A 17,814-nucleotide genomic window follows, 5' to 3' on the forward strand; every position below is an offset into this window, starting at 1 on the left:
CGCCGCGATCCGCCAGGTCTTCCTGCAGCCCGATCAGAAAAGCGCAACGCAGGTCTGGCGACAGGTCGCCGACCAGTTGCGCACCCGTTGGCCCAAGCTCGGCGCCTGCATGGACGAGGCCGAAACCGACGTGCTCGCCTAGAGGTCGTCGGCAAACTTGTATGCCTGATGCTCGTCGGTCGTCCTCGTGGACTTATAGACGTATCCCGGCATCCCCGGTGCCTTGATCCGACACATCCATGTCGGTTTCACATAGTCCCCACGAACGAAGAGGTAGATGCCTCCGTCCTTGAAAGTCTTCGATTTCAAGATGTTCTTTCCACTGGGACTTTTCGATTCCTGTGAATCGATGCTGCCAATCGTGGATTCGTTAAGACCCAATTTTTCCAAAACCTCTCCTCCAAATCACATATCCGTATGTGATCCGTATATACCGGATTTTGGATTTTCAGAAAACAGGGGGTCAAATAAACCGCAGAAAACTGCGGTTTCTGGAGCGGGCGAAGGGATTCGAACCCTCGACCCCAACCTTGGCAAGAAATTACGACAACTACGCCAGAACTTCTTTTTCTACGCCAAGGCACTAAAAAGCAAGCTTTTGTTGACTTCAACCTACGATATTCTATCCTCGACCTACCCTGCGAAGCGGTGAATTTCTATTACGTCCTTATTACTTTTCGAATCGCCCACCCTCGCGTAATATGATGGAGGAACTTGTGGCGCTTGCAAAGCTCAATAAGCGGACGGTCGATGCGCTGGCTGCACCAGCGACAGGCCAGGCATTTCTTTGGGATACCGAGATCAAAGGTTTCGGTGTCCGTGTCGGCGCAACCGGGACGAAAACCTTCGTCATCCAGTATATGAATGAGGAAGGCCGGGTTCGGCGAGTGAAGATCGGGCGCTTCGGAGTGATGACGGTCGAGCAAGCCCGCGAGCTCGCGAAGATTCAGTTGGGCAAGGTCGCCTCTGGCGAAGATCCCGCAGAGGAGTCGCGCCGGGTCCGGAAGGATCTCAATGTCGCCGAGATGTGCGAATGGTATCTCGTCGAAGCGCGAGCCGGCCGCATTCTTGGACGGAAGAACCGCCCGATCAAGGACACCTCGCTCAACATGGATGAGAGCCGCATCCGAACGCATATCATCCCGCTGATGGGCAAACGCCTCGTGCGGAAGCTGACGATCGCCGACGTCGAGGCAATGCAAAATGACATTGCAACCGGTCAGACCCGAAAGCCTCCTTCGGGCGGGCGCGGCGGCCGCCCGACGGGCGGTGCCGGCGTTGCCGGGAGGAGCCTCGGCACCCTCCAGGCCATCCTAGGCCATGCAAAGCACAAGGGACTGATTGCGGAACATCCCACGAAGGGCGCGAAGAAGCTCGCGACCAAGAAGAAGACCCGGCGTCTCAGCATCGCCGAGATCGAGCTGCTGGGTCGGGCGATCGGCCGGGCCGAACTGGGTTCCGAGAACCCCGTTGCGCTCGCAATTGTCAGGACGCTCCTTCTGACCGGCTATCGGCGCGAAGAGGCGCAGGCGCTGCAGCGGCAGTGGGTTAACCCCATGGGCGGTTACGTCGCGTTCCCCGACACGAAGAGCGACGCGCAATATCGGGCGATCGGACCCGAGGCGATCAAGATCGTCGTCGCACAGCCCGAGATTGCTGGCTGCCCCTACGTCTTTCCAGCGTCGAATGGCGAAGGCCCGTTTACCGCCGTCAGCGACTGCCTGGCCCGGCTATGCCGCTCGGCCGGCATCGAGGGTGTAACGCCGCATACGCTGCGCCACACCTTCGGGAGCATGGCGGGCGAACTCGGCTTCTCCGAGCTCACGATCCGCGCGATGCTAGGCCACGCGTCGCAAAGTGTGACGCAGGACTATGTTCATATCGATGAAGCCGTGAAGCTGGCAGTCAGCCGCACTTCGGACGAGATCGCAAAACATCTCGAGACTGGCGTGCGGAAGGCGGCAAAGATGAAGTTCGCCGCCTGATCAAGGCAGCGAACCGTCGCGCGCTTCCATTTGCTCGAGAAGCTGCACTCCGATGATCTCCAAATCGGACTTGCCGATATCGGCTACTCTCCGGATCGAGAGGTCATGCTTTAGTATGGCAAGGTCCATCATCAGATCGGGCTCCCCATTCTCCTTCACGTAAGTGGGAACCAGAATGAACGAGCCACCCGCGGGATAGTTATCGAGAAAGAACCTCAGATTCGTGTCGGCGGCAGGTTCGAGCAGCTTGAGGCGGCTCGGCATGCTCACCAGCGTACCAGCGAAATCCCCTGGCTCAGTTCCCGCCATCAATAGCACCGCATAGTGGGACGGGGGCCGACCAGGTAGTTCGCGCAAGATCGCGATGTGGATAGCCCCTTCGGCATCTCGTGCGCCGAACCGTTCGCGCCAACGCTCGAAAATTTGGCGTCCCGCCTCGCGATCCTCAAAGTGCAATCCGACGATCGGGAGATCATGCTGCAGACCGAGCATCACGCCGATCCAGCGGGCCTGCTCCCATTGCGGAATGTCCAAGATAGAGCGCACTTCGACGCTGCGGTGATCGCCAGTCGCGTATCGCTCGCTGATTGTTTCTTCTTCGGGATCAGCCTCTGGCACCCTTACAATTACCGGCCGGTCGGCCTTCGGCGGAAACCGCTCGAGCGATAGCTCGTTCCAATCCGTCAGTCGCGACGCTGGACTGTTCATCGCCCGGATGCGGCTGTTCGAACTCGCGACTGCGGCGCTGACGCGCTCAAGGAGCGATTCTTCCCGAAAAAGCTTCTCCAGAGATATTTTTTGCCGGTCGGCGAGTGAGGTCGCGACGAGCATCAGCGTCGAGAGAAGCAGGAATTGGCTATGGGTTCCGCTCTCACCGAGATGATCGGCGGGTGTCGATCCGGCAGGCCAATGAAGTTTGGCGCGCATTTTATTGCCATCGAAATCAACGCTCGGTGCTGTGGCAACATCGCTTTCCACGAGATCGATATCAAAGCGCTCGACGAATGCTCCGATCCGCAGGCCGATAACCGTAGCAAACAGCGTGTCGATAACCGCCAGCAGGGTTTGGCCGGCGAGCAGCGCTGTGTCGCTGCCCGATAGATGCACCGCGACGCGCATGCCGATAACGCGGGTCTCGATGCTGTGCGGTTGCGGGCTGCCGGTAACCAGCGGCCGACCACCGAGGTCGCCCGCTGGCTGGTTGCGCGACATGTCGAAGATCGCCCGGACCCGCTTGTCCAGCGCGTGAAAATCATCGCCGCCTTCCGCCGCCACCTTCCAAGGATTTCGGCCGTCGACATTATATCGCCGCATCCAGCGCCGGCTGAAACCATCGGGATCGGGATGGCCGGCATCCTTGGCGATGCAGGCAACGGTGCGCTCAAGGTCGTAGCGTTCGACATCCAATGTCACAAGCGCACCATCGGGCGCGCGGCGTAACTCGTTTACGCCCGGCCGGCTGTCGGTGGCCGCAGCGCCATCACGGATCGCGCCTGCGGCCGCAGACACCAGCGCGACGGCATTGGAGCCATTCAAAGCTGCGGGCGCGCTCGCCTCCGCCAGATTGGCGCCGGTCCCTGCAAAGGTGAGCCGCCGCGAACGAAGCGCGTCGATCGTCGACAAGATGCCGCCGGTATCGAGATCCCAGGCGTGATTGTTGGAGGTCGCGACGAGATTCACCCCGATCGCCTGCAAGCAATCGATAACCGACGGCTCTCCGACATGCAGCACCTCGCTGTCCGCGGGCCGTGTCGACTTGCCCGCAAGCGGTCCGGCGATCACCGTTTCAAGGTCGGTGAAAACCGCATCGCGCCCGTCCAGCAGTTGCTTAAACTCCGCCAGGCCGGTCCAGCCGATAGCCCGTAAATCCGTCTTAATGAGCGACTGACCCAAGAGACTGATCCGCAGCGACCGCTTTCCCGCGCCCGTCAGAACCGGCAGAAAAGCCACCGAAATTCCGGCACCAATCAGTTGCCGGCGCGTGGGTGTGCTGAAGCTCGCTCGCATCGTCGTCCCCTCTCTCTAAGCGCGTCATACGAAGAGTGAGCAATGCAGGGCAATGTCATGCACTTTTGTTATGACTGTATGTAGAGCTGTCATAATATTTTTTGCGGCAGCGCTTGGCCCTAAGCCATCTGCGAATCACAGATTGGGGGACAATATGACCATCGCATCCGCTCGTTTCGCCCGGCGTATCCAGCTTGCCAGACTTGCCGCCGCCGCCGGAATCAGCCTTGGCGCCCTCGCCTGGCCGTCGCTGGTTCAGGCACAAGATACGGTGGAAGCTGAAGAGGACACGGCAACGGACGTCGATCCCGGCGGCGATATCATCGTCACGGGTTCACGCATCGGACGCAAGGATGCGGCCTCGGTCGGTCCGATCCTGACGGTCACCTCCGAAGACATTACCAAGTCGGGCACCTCGTCGATCGGCGACCTGCTCCAGAAACTGCCTTCGGCGGGCGTCAGCCTCAATTCGAACGGCACGCAAGGCACCTCCTACGGCGCCAGCTCGATCAACCTGCGCTATCTCGGCGGCGGCGAAGGCAGCGGCAACCGGGTCCTCGTTCTCGTCGACGGGCATCGCTGGGTCGACGGTGTAGGCCAGCGCGGCTTCCGCGATTTCGTCGACCTCAACACGATGCCGCAGGGCATGATCGATGGCATTGAAATCCTGAAGGACGGTGCGTCGGCAATCTACGGTGCCGACGCGATCGCGGGCGTCGTCAACATCAAGACGGTCCAGCCGTTCGATGGGCTGCGCGGCTCCGTCCGTGCCGGTATCACCACCCAGGGCGATGGCGCCGAGCTTGGCGGCAAGCTGACTGTCGGCAAGACCTGGGACCGCGCTTCGATCATTTTGTCGGGCAGCTATTTCCGCTCGCGTCCGATCCGCACCGACGCGCGCGACCTGACGACGCTGACGCTCGTCCCGCAAACCGCGGTGGGCAATAACCCCAATGGGCTGTTCATCCTGCCGGGCCTCGCGAACAATGCCTATTTCGGCACCGGCGCCGGCTTCGCCAGTTCGGCGAACCCGATCGTGCTCAACAATGGCGCGACGATCGGCGCGGGGAATAGCGCCGACAATGCTTTCCATGTCGGCGCGCTTCCGGGCGACTTCTACAACACGCAGGCGCAGGGCATCTACTCGGCGGGCCCGTCGGAACGCTACGGTTTCTATGGCCGGTTCGACTATGAACTGACCGACGATGTCACGATCAAGCTGGAGGGCGTCTATAACCGGCGCAAGTCGAACCAGCTCTTCTCGCCCGTGCTGCTCGACGTCGGCGGTACCGCGGGTTCGGTTCGCGGCTTCTCCATCCCCAACAACCAGGCATTCAACCCCTTCGGCACCGCCAATGGCGTTCCCACCGCCAATGCACTCGCGTTCGGGGCCAACAGCGCGTGGCGCATCCGCAAGGTGATGACCGACGTCGGCAACCGCAACAATATTCAGGACGTCGAGACGATCCGCTTCTCGGTCGGGGTCGACGGCAGTTTCATGATCGGGGGTGGCGAGTGGCGCTGGGACGTCTTCGGCTCCTATTCGAAGAACAGCATCAACACGGTCGCCGAAAATGGCATCAACTATGACAATCTGTTCCTGGGGCTCGGGTCGCCCGCGGCCTGCGCTGCGGCGGCGGGATGCGTGCCGATCAACCTGTTCGCGCCGATGACCGCCGAGCAGGCGGCCTTCATTCGCTTCACGACGCGTGAATATAATCGCACCGAACTCTATAACGCCGCGTTCAACGTGACGGGGAACCTGTTCGACCTGCCCGCAGGGCCGGTCGCGCTCGCAGTCGGTTATGAATATCGTCAGAATCGTGGCTTCGACGCGCCCGATCCGATCGTCAATGCCGCCCCGACCTATCTCAATCCCGCGCTCTATACGAAGACCACCGGGCAGACACGCACGGCCACCGTCGGCAGCTACGACCTGCACGAAGCCTATGCCGAGCTGAATGTACCGATCTTCCGCGACCAGGCCTTTGCGAAGAGCCTCGAACTCAGCCTCGCGGGCCGCTACTCGGACTATTCGACGGTCGGCAACAAGGTGACGCTGAAAGCCGGCGTCGGCTATCGTCCGATCGACGACATCCTTCTGCGCGGCACCTATTCGCAGGGCTTCCGTGCACCGTCGATCCTGGAACTCTATCAGGGTGCGCGGCAGGCGAGCTTCCAGGGCATCGACCCTTGCAATGGCGGCGCAGCGGCCAATGCAGGCCTTCCCGGGTGCGCGGGCGTGCCGGCGGGTTACAACCAGGTCAACTTCAACCTCAACGGCCTGATTGCCGGCGTGATCAGCGGCAATGTCGGTCTCAAGCCCGAAACAGCCGATACCTTCAGCGGCGGTATTGCCATCACGCCGAGCGGCATTCGCGGGCTGTCGCTGACGGTCGATTATTACAAGATCAAGATCAAGAACGCGATCGCGGCCCAGACGCCGACCCAGATCATGCAGCTGTGCGCGGTGCGCGGGGGCGTGTTCTGCGACCTCGTCACCCGCGATGCGGGGACCGGCGAAATCCTTCAACTCCTGCAGGGCGCGCAAAATCTGAACTCGATCACGACCGACGGGGTCGACGCGACGCTGCGGTACGACTTCAGCACCGACATCGGACGCATCTCGGCCGTGATCGACGCCTCTTATCTCAATTCGTTCCGGACCACGGCACCGAACCCCGCCGGCGGCGACCCGATCGTCGATGAGCGCGCCGGCAAAGGCGACACGCCGCGCGCGACCTATCCGCACTGGAAGGGTCAGGCCTCGCTCGGCTGGACCGGCGATGCCGTCGATGTGATGCTGCGCGGCCGCTATATCGGCCCGACGACCGACGTCGTGAATGCCGTCAAGGATGCGCGCACCAAGTCGATCATCTATACGGATCTCGAAGTCGGCTTCAGCATCAACGACGATGCCGCGCGCTTCAGCCTCGGCGTCAACAACCTGTTCGACAAGGCACCGCCGGCTTCCTACGCCAATGCCCCGATCAACTATGACATCTACACCTATGATGCGCGCGGCCGTTTCGTCTACGCCAGCTTCTCGGTAAAGATGTGATCGGGTTCGGCCGCGCCGACAGCGGCGCGGCCCCAATTAGGCGGGGCGCGTCGACCATGTCAGGAAAGACGGAAAAATGGCTGGACCGGGTCGAACGCTGGGGTAACGCTCTTCCCGACCCGGTCTTCATCTTCCTTGGCCTTATTGCCGCGCTGGTCGGCGTTTCGGTCGCCGCGGCGCTGCTCGGTTGGAGCGCGGTCAACCCGGTGAGCGGCGAGACGCTCACGACGAAGAGCCTGCTCTCCGCCGAGAATGTCGGCAAGCTGCTGACCCAGATGCCCGAGACGATGGCGCATTTCCCGCCATTGGGACTGATCCTCGTCGTCATGCTCGGCGCCGCGGTCGCCGAGCGCTCGGGATTGTTCACAGCCCTCATGACCCGCGCGATGCGCGGCGTCCCGACCCGTTTCCTCAGCCCGGCGATCTTCCTGATCGGGCTGCTGTCGCATCAGGCGGCCGATGCCGCTTATGTCGTGTTGATCCCGCTCTCGGCGATCATCTTCGCGGCGGCGGGACGCCACCCGCTCTCGGGGATTGCAATTGCCTATGCCGGCATTTCCGGCGCCTTCGCGGCCAATCTTGTGCCGGGACAGTTCGACGTGCTGATGCTCGGCATTACCAAGTCGGCGACCGCATTGCTTGTCCCCGACCATATGCTCAATCCGCTCGGCAACTGGTATTTCACCGCCGCGCTCGGACTGATCCTGATCCCCGTGACCTGGTTCGTGAACGACCGCATCGTCGAGCCCCGCCTCGGCGCCTGGACCGGTTCGCCGCCCGAGGGGGAGATCGAGGATCAAGCCGATCCGGCGGCACAGCGCAAAGGCCTGCGCCGCGCCGGGGTTGCAGCCCTCGCCATCGCGCTGCTCTTCGCGGCCCTTGCGCTATGGCCGAGCTACACCCCGCTCATCGACACCGCGGCAGAGGGGCCAGCACGGCTCGGACCCTTCTACGCCTCGCTGGTGGCAGGCTTCATGCTGCTCTTTCTCGTCTGCGGCTGGGCCTATGGCGCCGCTGTCGGCACGATCAAATCGCACCGCGACGTGGTGAAGATGATGACCGAGGGCCTCGCGACCATGACGCCTTTCCTCGTCATCTCCTTCTTCGCCGCCCATTTCATCGCGATGTTCGCCTGGTCGAACCTTGGTCCTGTCATGGCGATCAACGGTGCCGACTGGCTTCGTGCACAGCATCTCGCAACCCCGGTGATGTTGATCCTCCTGCTGCTCATGTCCTCGGTGTTCGATCTCGTCATCGGATCCGCCTCGGCGAAGTGGAGCGCGATGGCGCCTATCGTCGTGCCGATGTTGATGCTGCTCGGCGTGTCGCCCGAAATGACGACCGCAGCCTATCGGATGGGCGACTCGATCTTCAATATCGTCACCCCGGTAGCGGCGAACTTCGTCCTGGTCCTCGTCCTCGCACAGCGCTGGCGGCAGGATTTTGGCGTCGGCTCGCTGATCGCGCTGATGCTGCCCTTTTCGATCGCGATCGGGCTGACCGGCCTCTGCCTCATCGGAGCCTGGACAAGCTTCGAACTCCCCGTGGGCCCTGGCGCGGCCGCAACTTATGAGATGGCCGCCCGATGATCGAGACAATGGATATTCGGGTGATACGCAACGCAATGGTACCCATGCGCGACGGCGTGCATCTGGCGACCGATGTCTATCTGCCTGTAGAGGGCGCCGCGCTCCCGGTGCTCCTCGAGCGCATCCCCTATGACAAGGACGGCACCAACCACGCGGACTTCTCGGCTGCCGATCAGACACCGCTCTCGAAGCCCGAGCTTGCACAAATCTTTGCCCGCCATGGCTATGCCTTTGTCCTTCAGGACTGCCGGGGCCGCTATGGCTCGGAGGGCGTATTCCGCAAATATCTGGCGGAAGCCGAAGATGGCGAAGACACGATGGCATGGATCATGGACCAACCATGGTGCAACGGCCGGATCGGGACGCTCGGCCTCTCTTATGGCGCGCATGTCCAGGCCGCGCTCGCCACGCTCGATCCACCGGGTCTCGCGGCGATGTTCCTGGATTCAGGTGGCTTCTCGAGCGCCTATCATAGCGGGATCCGTCAGGGCGGCGCCTATGAGCTGAAGCAGCTGACCTGGGCGTTCAAACACGCGCTGCTCGCTCCCGAAACCCTGGCCGACCCGGCGCGGCGCGCGGCGCTCGAGGCCGCGGACATTCGCGATTGGGTTGGCGTGGAGAAATGGCGCCCCGGCCATTCTCCGATCAGTGCGGCGCCCGAGTATGAGGATTTCATCCTCGAGCAATGGAATGCGGACAGTTTTACCGACTTCTGGAAGCAGCGCGGCCTTTATGCCCGAGGCTGGTACGACAGCTTCGCCGATGTGCCGATGGTGCATATGTCGAGCTGGTACGACCCTTATGCGCTGACGGCCGTCGAGAATTTCACGGGTCTTGCGGCGCGTAAGCGCGGCCCGGTAAAGCTGATCATGGGCCCGTGGACGCATGGCAAGCGCTCGCTGACCTTTTCGGGCGATGCCGATTTCGGACCGCAATCGACCCTCGACCATCTGTTCGGCGACTATGTCACGCTCCGCATGCGCTGGTTCGATTGCCATATGCGGGACGCCGCGACCGATCCGCTACCTGCTTCGGTCTATCTTTTCACCATGGGCGGCGGAACAGGCCGCCGCCTGTCGAGCGGGCGGTTGGACCATGGCGGGCAATGGCGGAGTGCCGCCAACTGGCCGCTCCCCGCCATGCGGATGACCCCGTTCCATCTGCATGCCGACGGAAGCCTCGGCGAGACGCCACCTTCCAAGCCCGATGCCCGCGAATTTGTGCACGACCCGCATCGTCCGGTTCCGACAATCGGCGGAGCGATCGCCTCGGGCGCGCCGGTCATGGAGGCCGGCGGATTCGACCAGCGGGAAGGACCGGACTTCTTCGGTTCGAGCGTGGCGGGACGGGCACTGGCCGATCGGTCTGACGTCCTGACCTTCGAGACGCCGATACTGCGCGCCGATGTCGAACTGACCGGCCAGGCCATAGCCGACCTGTTCGTCAGCTCGACGGCCATCGACACCGACGTCACGATCAAAATCGTTGATGTTTATCCGGCGAGCGCCGATTATCCGGAGGGCTATGCGCTCAACATTGCGCACGGGCTGGTGCGGATGCGCTTCCGCAATTCGTTCGAGGCCCCTGAAGCCATGGAGCCGGGAAAGGTCTATCGCGTGCAGATTGCGTCTTTTCCGATGAGCAACCTTTTCGCGAACGGGCATCGCATCCGGATCGAGATCGCCGGCAGCAACTTCCCGCACTTCGACATCAATCCCAATACCGACTGGCGGATCGAGGGACTGGCGCCGGTTGTCGCGGAGACGAGCATCCACCTCGGCGGCAACCAGGCCTCGCAAATCCTGCTGCCGGTCGTGATCGACGGAGCGGACTGACGGTGCGAAAGCCGCGTGCGCCGGCCGGCGTCGAGCCCGACAAGGATGTCAGTTTCCGCGCACTTCGCGTCTTCTCCGAGATCATGCGCACCGGGTCCGCGACCGCGGCAGGCAAGCAATTGTCGCTGTCGCAGCCCGCGGTCAGCCGCGTCATCGCGCAGCTCGAGACGCAGGTCGGCTTCGACCTGTTCTACCGTGATCGCGGCAAGCTGGTGCCGACCGCCGACGGGACCAAGCTGATCCAGGAGGTCGAGCTGACCCTCGCCAGCATCGACAGGTTCAACAGCCTTGTTCGCGACATCGCAGGCTATTCGGCCGGAACGATCCGGATCGTTGCACCGCCGAGCTTTGCCGAGGGCATCCTGCCCGATATCGTCTCGCGGTTTCGCGAGCGCTTCCCGGGCGTTGAGTTCAACATCGACTCGCGCAGTGTCGAGACGGCACGGACCATGATCGCGATGCGCTACGTCGACTGCGGATTCGTGAAGCTGCCCGCGGAAGAAAATGATCTGGCGATCGAGCAGATTGTTGCGAGCGGCTCGGTATGCGTCATGCACGAGGATCATCCCCTCGCTGGTCACGCCACCATCACCCCGGCCGAGATCGGTCAGCATCCGCTCATTCTTCTCGGCGCGGGCCGCCACTGGCGGACGCAGGTCGATGCAGCCTTCGCCTCCTTCGGGCTTCGACCCGTTGTCGCGGTCGAGACCCACACCCACGGGTCGGCCTGCGCGCTTGCCGCGCGAGGCAATGGAATGGCCATTTTGAACGAACTTCTGGTGAAGCCGTACCTCCACAAGCCGCTGGTGACCCGGCCATTCGAGCCGCCCATCACCCATGAATATGCCTTTGCCGTATCCAATGTGTCGCGCCCGTCCAGGCTGACGCAGGAATTCCGCAACGAGGTCAAAGCCTATTTCGGCTCCTGACGGATCGCCGACGACGCCTGGGTGAACCTCACTCCCTGCGACGTTGCTTGCTGAACTCGCGATCGCTCGCGATGAACCGGTCGACGATCGGCGGTATCAGCTTCTCCAGCGGTAGCGGCGAGGCGAGACCATTCAAGCGCGCATGAACCGCGGCATAGTCGGTGAGGTCGCGCATCAAAGCACCCGAAAACTCGACCGAGAGCTTTACAGGCTTCTCCTCCACGATCGCGTGACCACGGCGGTCAGCGCGGAGCGATGACGGCCGTAGGTCTCGTAAATCCACTGGATGATTTCCTCGCGCCGCTCATGCTCGAAGTCGACGTCGATATCGGGCGGCTCCTTGCGCTCGCCCGACACGAAGCGCTCGAAGAGCAACTCGTGCTTGATCGGGTCGATCGAGGTGACGCCGAGCAGGAAGCAGACGCAGCTGTTCGCCGCCGACCCGCGCCCTTGGCACAATATGCCGCGGCGCCGGCTCTCGGCGACGATCGAATTGACGGTCAGGAAATAGGGCGCGTAGCCGAGCTCGCCGATCAGGCGCAGCTCATGCGCGATCTGCTTCCGATAGGCAGGCGGCACGCCGCCCGGAAACATCCGGTTCGCACCTTCCTCGGTCAACGCCGCCAACGCCTCTTGCGCGGTGCGGCCCTCCATCACCTGCTCATAGGGATATTGGTAGCGGATCTCGCCAAGGTCGAAGCGGCAGGCTGCCGCGATGTCGGCGGTCGCCGCGATCGCGTCGGGGAAGAGCGCGAAGCGCCTTTCCATTTCGGCCGGGCTCTTCAACGCCCGGTCCATGAAGCGTTCGCGCTTGAACCCGAGTGCATCGACCGTCGTCTTCTCGCGGATCGCGGTCAGCACGTCCTGCAGCGGGCGCCGTTCGGGCGCATGGTAGAGGATGTCGCCGAGCGCGACGCTCCGCACCCCGAGCTCCTGCGCCAGCGCATCGAGCGCGCGAAGCCGCGCGAAATCGCCGGGCCGGCGGCGCAGCGCGAGCGCGAGAAAGGCGCGCGGGCCGAAGGCGCCGCTGAGCTCGGCGAGATCGAGCCGCGCCCGCTCGTCGGCTTCACCGGGCAGGAGGATCGCGACGAGGCCCTCGGCCGCGGCCGCGACATCGGGCCAGTCGAGCCAGCAATTGCCCTTGCCGCCGCGCGCCTTCCCCAAGGAAAGCAGCCGGGTCAGCCGCGACCAGGCCGCGCGATCGGTCGGATAGAGGAGGATCGAGCGACCGTCGCGGAGGTCGACGCGCGTCCCCGCGATCAGCCGGACGCCGGTTGTTTCCTGTCCCGACAGGCCGCGCACCATGCCGGCGACACTGCCCCGGTCGCAAAGCCCGAGAGCCGAATGGCCGAGGGCAACGGCGGCCGCGAACAATTCCTCGGGCGAAGAGGCCCCCCGCAGAAAGGAAAAATGGCTCGTGGCGTAGAGTTCGACATAGGTCGTAACGGGTTCCGTCATCCGAACACGCCATGCATGTACCAGCTGAGGTCACCCGTCTTGTCGGTGATCGCGTCGCCGCGGCGGAAGAGCCAGAAGCGCTCGCCGCTTGTCGCCTCGACCCGGAAATAGTCGCGAACCGCCCACATCTCGCCGGGACGACGCCACCATTCGCCATGGATCCGCTCGGGGCCATCGCCTGCGACCACGGCATAGCTCCGCCCGCGCCACGCGAAGCGGCGCGGCGGATGGTCGGGAAGCAAGGCGACGACGCCCGACAGCGCCTCGGGCCGCGCGAGCATCCGGATCGGCCGCGGCCAGACGGGCCAGCCGGCGGGCTTGACCAAAGGCCCGGCGCGCACGATCGCGCGCTCGGGGACATCGCTTTCGATCGCGGACAGGCGGAACAGCGCGGCATCGCCGGCGCGGCCGGCCAGCGCATCGACGAGCGGAGCGAGGTCGGGCGCCTGGCGTGCCGTGTCGAGGGCGGCGGCGATCGCCTCGGGCGCCAGCGCTTCGACCTGCGGCGCCGCGAGAACCATCGTCTCGATCCCGAGCCCCGGTTCGATCCGGTCGATCCGGAGTCTGAACAGGCGCATCAGATGTTTCGCGTCGCGCGTCGCGCGCGCCGTCCCGACGGTGATGAACTGCGCGCCCATGTCCAGCCGGTCGCAGCGCAAGACGAGGCTCCGCACGCCAAGACTACGCTCGCGCAGCGCGAGCACGAGATCGCCGAGCAGGTCGGCGATGACCTGCTCGATCGCCTCGGCGGTCCCGATCGGTTCGAGCAAGGAACGGCGCGCCTCGGGCATGTCGAACGGCACGACCGGAACGATCGGCTCGGGCACAAAGCCGCGCGCCTGATCGAGCCGCTCGACCGCGCCGCGCCCGAGCCGCCGGGCCAAGGGCCCGCGCGGCATCGGATAAAGATCGGCGATCCGCTCGATCCCGAAGCGCGCCGCCGCGGCGAGCGCCTCCGGCGCCAGCCGGAGCGCCGCCAGCGGCAAAGGCGCCAGCGCGTCGCTCTCGCCTCCTTCCGGCAAGATCCCCACGCCCGCGCCGCCATAGCGCGCGAGCGCGTGCGCGGCGCCCGGCGTGCCGGCGATCGCGACACGCGCGGTGAAGCCGAGGCGCCGCAGAAAACCGAGCAGACGCGCCGCGAAACGCTCTTCGCCGCCGAAGAGATGCGTCGTGCCCGACAGGTCGAGCCACAGCCCGTCGGTGCCCGACACCGCCGCCGTCGGCGTCCAGCAGCGGGCGGCGTGGAGCGCAAGGCGATCGAGCCACGCGCGATCGGCGTCGGGTGCGGCGTCGAGTATGTCGAGATCGGAGACCAGCGCGCGCGCATGGGCGGCCGCCATGCCGGGCACGAGGCCGAGATCGAGCGCCGCCGGACAGGCGGCGGTCACGACGTCGCGCTGGCCGGTTCGCGCGACGACGATCGTCGGACGGAGGCCCCAGAGCGGCGGCAGCGGCGCAGCGAGCCCGCCCGACGTCCCGTCGTCCGAGCGCAACGCCCGGAACACCGGTGCGGCAGCTTCGCTCCGCCGTCCCAGCTCGCGCATCGTCGGTCGCTGGTGCGCCGGGAGGGCGTCGAGCGACGGCCTGCCGGAGTGCGTGCCTTGCGCCCAGCGCGCGCCCGGACGCCAGCCGCCGCCGCGCGGCACCGAACAGGTGCCGGGATTGTCGTCGACAGGCTCGGGGCAGCGCGGACCAGCCCGCGCCCGATCAGGCGGCGTGCCCGAATGCAACGGTGTCCGTTCTGCCCGGCGCAACCGCTCGATCGGCAGTTGCGGCAGGAAGAGCGAGGCGACCCTGGTCATCGCACGCCTCCAGTTCGAGGGAAAAAGGCGGCCCGCCGCGCTGCCGGACCAGCTCGACATTCCAGCGCCCGCGCCCGACGCCGGGCGAGGCGAGGCGGCCCGACGACAAGATGCCGATGCGCCAGCGGGTCATTGCGAGCGACGGATCGGCGAGCGGGCATTGGCCGTAACGCCGGTACCGGCGATAGAGGATCATCGGCGTGTTGCCCTCGGATGCGGCCAGTTGCAGCCGGCGCGTCGCGGTCTGATCGGCCGCTTTCACTTCGGCAACGACGCAGGCGAGCGAACCATCGCGCAGCGCGTCCTCGCACAGCGCCAGCAGTTCCTTGTCGGTCCTGCCTTGAGCATAGAGCACGCGGTCCGGACCGAGCCCCGCCTGTTCGAGACCGGGGGCATAGAGATCGAACCGCGTGAGCGCCCAGAGCGCCGACACGTCGGGCGCCGCCGCGAAGCGCGACGCGATTCCAGCCGCGAAGAGCGTTGCCGCAGCGTCGTCGCTCCAGCTTGCCGAGGCGCCCGCGACCTCATGCAGGCCTGCGCCATCGAGCCCGCCGCCAGCGAGAAGATGATCGACCGGCCCGACGCCGAACGGCAGGACCGGCCCGCGCGAGGCGGCTGCACGCGCCACCGCCGCGCGAAGCACGTCGATATCTCTGGCACTTGGCCGAGGTGCAGATTGGGGCGTCGTGCTCATGGGAATATCGACTCAAATGTTCCCTTTATGTTCCACCGAGTCAAAGGGCGCGTCAAGCGGGCCGCGACGAACCGCCGGGAATCGGTGTGCGCCTTCCGCTCAGCCTCTGTAAAAGCGCAACAAATTGGGCTCATGATCGTGACGGCTGCGTCGTGCTGACGGAACGAGGATCGCCGCCAAAGCATTGGAAGACCGGTGACGGACCTATTGCGAGGCGAATCATGCGCGAGAAGCACAGCCGCTATTCCACCGTCTCGATCGTCCTGCACTGGACGATCGCCATCCTGATCATCGCCAATGCCACCTTTGGCGGCTGGATGGAGGACGCCTCGGACAGCGAGAAACTCGGCTATTATCAGCTGCACAAATCGGTCGGGATCACGATCCTCGCGCTCAGCCTTATCCGGCTCGGCTGGCGCTTCGGCCATCCCTGGCCGGCCTTCCCCGGCGGCATGCCGTCATGGGAACGGCTGCTCGCGCGCACGACCCATATCCTCTTTTATGTGCTGATGATCGGCGCCCCGCTTCTCGGCTGGGCCGCAGCGTCGGCGGGCGGCGCGCCCGAAGTGCCGCTTTACGGCGCCGTGCCCGCACCCAATCTTCCGCTACCGCTGAATGAGGATCTCGCGGAAGAGCTCGGCGACATACACAAGCTGATGGTGAAGGCCATTTACGTCGTGCTTGGGCTGCATGTTCTCGGCGCGCTCAAGCATCATTTTTTCGACAAGGACGAAGTGCTTCACCGGATGCTGCCGCTGTTTCGCAATCCGCGCGGCTGACACGCGTCGGCGTCACGGCATGCTGTCGTCGCGGCTGAGCAGGCCCAGGGTGCGCTCATCGCGCTCGCCGCCGAACCAGCGGATGAGCGCGGCGGAGAAGAGCGGCCGCCGGCTCACGGCCTCGAACAACGTCAGCGACGAACGCAGCTTGACGGTGTCGACCTCGCCGAAGACCGCCACCGGGTCGCTTGCGGGCAGGTCCTGGATCGCCTCGACGCATTCGGCATAGCGCGCGCCGAGAAGCGGATGGGCCAGATAGGCCCGCGCCTCATCGGCTCCCGCGAGACCGTAGAGCTTCGACGTCGCGCTTCGGCCAAGGCCTGCCAGCTGCGGGAATATGAACCACATCCAGTGCGAGCACTTCTTGCCGCGGCGAATCTCGCCGAGCGCGCGCGCATAGATTTGCTCCTGCGCCGTCACGAACAGGTCGAGCCCCTCTTCGTTTGTCATAAGGCAAGAGCGCCTTGCGCAGGGGGCTTGCCATATACCTGCGTGACCTCAAGGCTGCCTTCGGGAAGCCATTTCAATATGTCCTCGGCCGGAACGCGCGGATCGAGCCAGGCGGCCCATTGATCGCGTGGCAGCGGAATGATCTGGCGATGGTGATAGGGTGCGATGTCGGGACCGGCGTCCATGGTCAGGAGGCTGAAGGCTTCGCCGACATGGCTGTCGCGCCACACACCGGCCATGCAGAACCAGCGATGGTCCTTCATCGTGAACAGCCACTTGTCGAGCCGCTTTTGCGCGGGGTCGGTGGGATCGGTGAACTCGTAGAAACCGTCGCAGAGGACGAGGCATCGCTGCATGCCGAGATCGCGGCGCTCCGAGCGCACATTATAGACCGGTTTGCCGCCCTGTCCGGGCCAACTCCAGCGCCGGTTGACAATCGATCCGGCGGAGGCGCCGTCGCTGCTCTTCACGATCGGCGCGGTATCGGTGATGCGGACATCCTCGCGCGCCGGCACGTTCGGTGCGCCCTCGGGCATATCGATCTTGATCTGGAGGTTGTCGAAGTCTTCGGCGATCGACGCGATGTCTACCTCGAGCCGATAATCATTGCACATGCGCGTCGGTCCCCTCGCCCTTGCGACTCAACATCGTTCCCATTATGTTCCACATATGGGTATCGCGCCAACCCCTTTCGATCCCGACGCCCCGAGCGGAGGCGTGCAGGCGCTCGTCCGGCGCAATCCCGACAATATGACCGAGATCGAAATGGTCAAAGCGGTTTGGGGTTCCGACCCGCGGTTCAACGACGGGATCAATTATCGTTTCGTGCGCGCCGAGGGCCGTGCCTTCCCGGCGCGCCGCTGCCTGATCCCGGCGTCCGAGTTCCGCATGGGAACCGGCGACCACCGCTACCGGGTGACGCTCGACAGCGGCAATTTCTTCTATCTCGCCGCAGTGTGGGACCCGCCACTTGCCGACTGGCCGCTGTCCTACCGCATCCTCACCATCCCGGCGGGCGCCGATGTCATTCCTTATCAGTCGCGCCACGGCGTGATCATCCAGCGGCGCGACGCGAACCATTGGCTCGACGGCAGCCTGCCGAACGAGCTGCTGTTCGAGGAACCACCGCGTCATACGCTGTTCGTTGAGCCTTTGCGCAAACAGGCAGAGCTTCCGCTCTAGATCATGATGTCGCCGGCCCGCAGGGCCCGCACAACCGCACTCT

15 protein-coding genes and 1 pseudogene are annotated in these 17,814 nt (G+C 64.4%); 9 read left to right on the forward strand and 7 right to left on the reverse strand.

The window, feature by feature from the left end:
• The 3 genes and pseudogenes from VGN68_RS02635 to VGN68_RS02645 all read left to right on the forward strand — a co-directional run.
• A pseudogene (locus VGN68_RS02635) lies at positions 1-139 on the forward strand (IS256 family transposase); the annotation flags it as partial.
• A gap of 150 nt (positions 140-289) precedes the next feature.
• Positions 290-652, forward strand: a complete 363-nt coding sequence (locus VGN68_RS02640; protein ID WP_327473639.1) for a hypothetical protein — start codon at positions 290-292, stop codon at positions 650-652.
• A 64-nt stretch (positions 653-716) separates the two neighbouring features.
• On the forward strand, positions 717-1,985 hold the full coding sequence (locus tag VGN68_RS02645) for a site-specific integrase (RefSeq protein WP_152998866.1): 1,269 nt from the start codon (positions 717-719) through the stop codon (positions 1,983-1,985).
• On the opposite strand, the gene VGN68_RS02650 is transcribed toward VGN68_RS02645, so the two are convergent.
• Entirely contained in the window at positions 1,986-3,992 is a 2,007-nt protein-coding gene (locus tag VGN68_RS02650; RefSeq protein ID WP_234180820.1) for a CapA family protein, read from the reverse strand.
• A gap of 154 nt (positions 3,993-4,146) precedes the next feature.
• Here VGN68_RS02650 and VGN68_RS02655 point away from each other — a divergent pair, with 154 nt between their 5' ends.
• From VGN68_RS02655 to VGN68_RS02670, 4 genes are read left to right on the forward strand one after another with little or no spacing between them, the layout of a single operon-like run.
• The gene (locus VGN68_RS02655; RefSeq protein ID WP_234180822.1) at positions 4,147-7,053 is read left to right on the forward strand and encodes a TonB-dependent receptor; all 2,907 of its coding nucleotides are present in this window, start codon (positions 4,147-4,149) and stop codon (positions 7,051-7,053) included.
• 56 nt (positions 7,054-7,109) lie between these two features.
• Positions 7,110-8,642, forward strand: a complete 1,533-nt coding sequence (locus tag VGN68_RS02660) for an AbgT family transporter (protein WP_234180824.1) — start codon at positions 7,110-7,112, stop codon at positions 8,640-8,642.
• Positions 8,643-8,662: 20 nt separating this feature from the next.
• Positions 8,663-10,477, forward strand: coding sequence for a CocE/NonD family hydrolase (locus VGN68_RS02665; protein WP_327473643.1), 1,815 nt, complete (start codon positions 8,663-8,665; stop codon positions 10,475-10,477).
• Positions 10,478-10,479: 2 nt separating this feature from the next.
• Entirely contained in the window at positions 10,480-11,406 is a 927-nt protein-coding gene (locus tag VGN68_RS02670; protein ID WP_234180828.1) for a LysR family transcriptional regulator, read from the forward strand.
• A gap of 28 nt (positions 11,407-11,434) precedes the next feature.
• On the opposite strand, the gene VGN68_RS02675 is transcribed toward VGN68_RS02670, so the two are convergent.
• Genes VGN68_RS02675 through VGN68_RS02690 form a run of 4 tightly spaced genes read right to left on the reverse strand, consistent with a single transcriptional unit; the run spans position 11,435 to position 15,360 of the window.
• Positions 11,435-11,581: a DUF2274 domain-containing protein gene (locus tag VGN68_RS02675; RefSeq protein ID WP_234180830.1), complete on the reverse strand. Its 147-nt coding sequence runs from the start codon at positions 11,579-11,581 to the stop codon at positions 11,435-11,437.
• Between the two features lie 29 nt (positions 11,582-11,610).
• Positions 11,611-12,864, reverse strand: coding sequence for a PHP domain-containing protein (locus VGN68_RS02680; RefSeq protein WP_414713000.1), 1,254 nt, complete (start codon positions 12,862-12,864; stop codon positions 11,611-11,613).
• The gene (locus tag VGN68_RS02685; RefSeq protein ID WP_326490201.1) at positions 12,861-14,666 is read right to left on the reverse strand and encodes a DUF6504 family protein; all 1,806 of its coding nucleotides are present in this window, start codon (positions 14,664-14,666) and stop codon (positions 12,861-12,863) included. The genes VGN68_RS02680 and VGN68_RS02685 overlap by 4 nt, the downstream gene beginning before the upstream one ends.
• Positions 14,572-15,360, reverse strand: coding sequence for an ImuA family protein (locus VGN68_RS02690; RefSeq protein ID WP_234180832.1), 789 nt, complete (start codon positions 15,358-15,360; stop codon positions 14,572-14,574). The genes VGN68_RS02685 and VGN68_RS02690 overlap by 95 nt, the downstream gene beginning before the upstream one ends.
• 221 nt (positions 15,361-15,581) lie before the next feature.
• On the opposite strand from VGN68_RS02690, the gene VGN68_RS02695 reads away from it, so the two are divergent.
• Entirely contained in the window at positions 15,582-16,139 is a 558-nt protein-coding gene (locus VGN68_RS02695; RefSeq protein WP_234180834.1) for a cytochrome b, read from the forward strand.
• Positions 16,140-16,151: 12 nt separating this feature from the next.
• On the opposite strand, the gene VGN68_RS02700 is transcribed toward VGN68_RS02695, so the two are convergent.
• Together VGN68_RS02700 and VGN68_RS02705 are read right to left on the reverse strand one after the other, a co-directional pair.
• Complete coding sequence (locus tag VGN68_RS02700) at positions 16,152-16,589, reverse strand: DUF1810 domain-containing protein (protein WP_234180836.1); 438 nt, start codon at positions 16,587-16,589, stop codon at positions 16,152-16,154.
• Positions 16,586-17,203 (reverse strand): SOS response-associated peptidase family protein, encoded by a 618-nt coding sequence (locus tag VGN68_RS02705; protein WP_234180839.1) that lies wholly within the window; start codon positions 17,201-17,203, stop codon positions 16,586-16,588. Before VGN68_RS02705 ends, VGN68_RS02700 begins: the two co-directional genes overlap by 4 nt.
• Positions 17,204-17,258: 55 nt before the next feature.
• On the opposite strand from VGN68_RS02705, the gene VGN68_RS02710 reads away from it, so the two are divergent.
• A complete protein-coding gene (locus VGN68_RS02710; RefSeq protein ID WP_234180841.1) occupies positions 17,259-17,771 on the forward strand; it encodes an SOS response-associated peptidase family protein in 513 nt (170 codons plus the stop codon).
• Positions 17,772-17,814: the final 43 nt, after the last annotated feature.

It is taken from the genome of Sphingopyxis sp. (genome assembly GCF_035998965.1).
Taxonomy (GTDB): Bacteria; Pseudomonadota; Alphaproteobacteria; order Sphingomonadales; family Sphingomonadaceae; genus Sphingopyxis.

Coding starts and splice junctions, on each gene's coding strand:
- VGN68_RS02675 (WP_234180830.1), bottom strand. CDS start 11,581: ATGCGCGACCTCACCGACTATGCCGCGGTTCATGCGCGCTTGAATGGT.
- VGN68_RS02710 (WP_234180841.1), top strand. CDS start 17,259: ATGGGTATCGCGCCAACCCCTTTCGATCCCGACGCCCCGAGCGGAGGC.
- VGN68_RS02680 (WP_414713000.1), bottom strand. CDS start 12,864: ATGACGGAACCCGTTACGACCTATGTCGAACTCTACGCCACGAGCCAT.
- VGN68_RS02705 (WP_234180839.1), bottom strand. CDS start 17,203: ATGTGCAATGATTATCGGCTCGAGGTAGACATCGCGTCGATCGCCGAA.
- VGN68_RS02650 (WP_234180820.1), bottom strand. CDS start 3,992: ATGCGAGCGAGCTTCAGCACACCCACGCGCCGGCAACTGATTGGTGCC.
- VGN68_RS02655 (WP_234180822.1), top strand. CDS start 4,147: ATGACCATCGCATCCGCTCGTTTCGCCCGGCGTATCCAGCTTGCCAGA.
- VGN68_RS02685 (WP_326490201.1), bottom strand. CDS start 14,666: ATGACCAGGGTCGCCTCGCTCTTCCTGCCGCAACTGCCGATCGAGCGG.
- VGN68_RS02695 (WP_234180834.1), top strand. CDS start 15,582: ATGCGCGAGAAGCACAGCCGCTATTCCACCGTCTCGATCGTCCTGCAC.
- VGN68_RS02690 (WP_234180832.1), bottom strand. CDS start 15,360: ATGAGCACGACGCCCCAATCTGCACCTCGGCCAAGTGCCAGAGATATC.
- VGN68_RS02700 (WP_234180836.1), bottom strand. CDS start 16,589: ATGACAAACGAAGAGGGGCTCGACCTGTTCGTGACGGCGCAGGAGCAA.
- VGN68_RS02660 (WP_234180824.1), top strand. CDS start 7,110: ATGTCAGGAAAGACGGAAAAATGGCTGGACCGGGTCGAACGCTGGGGT.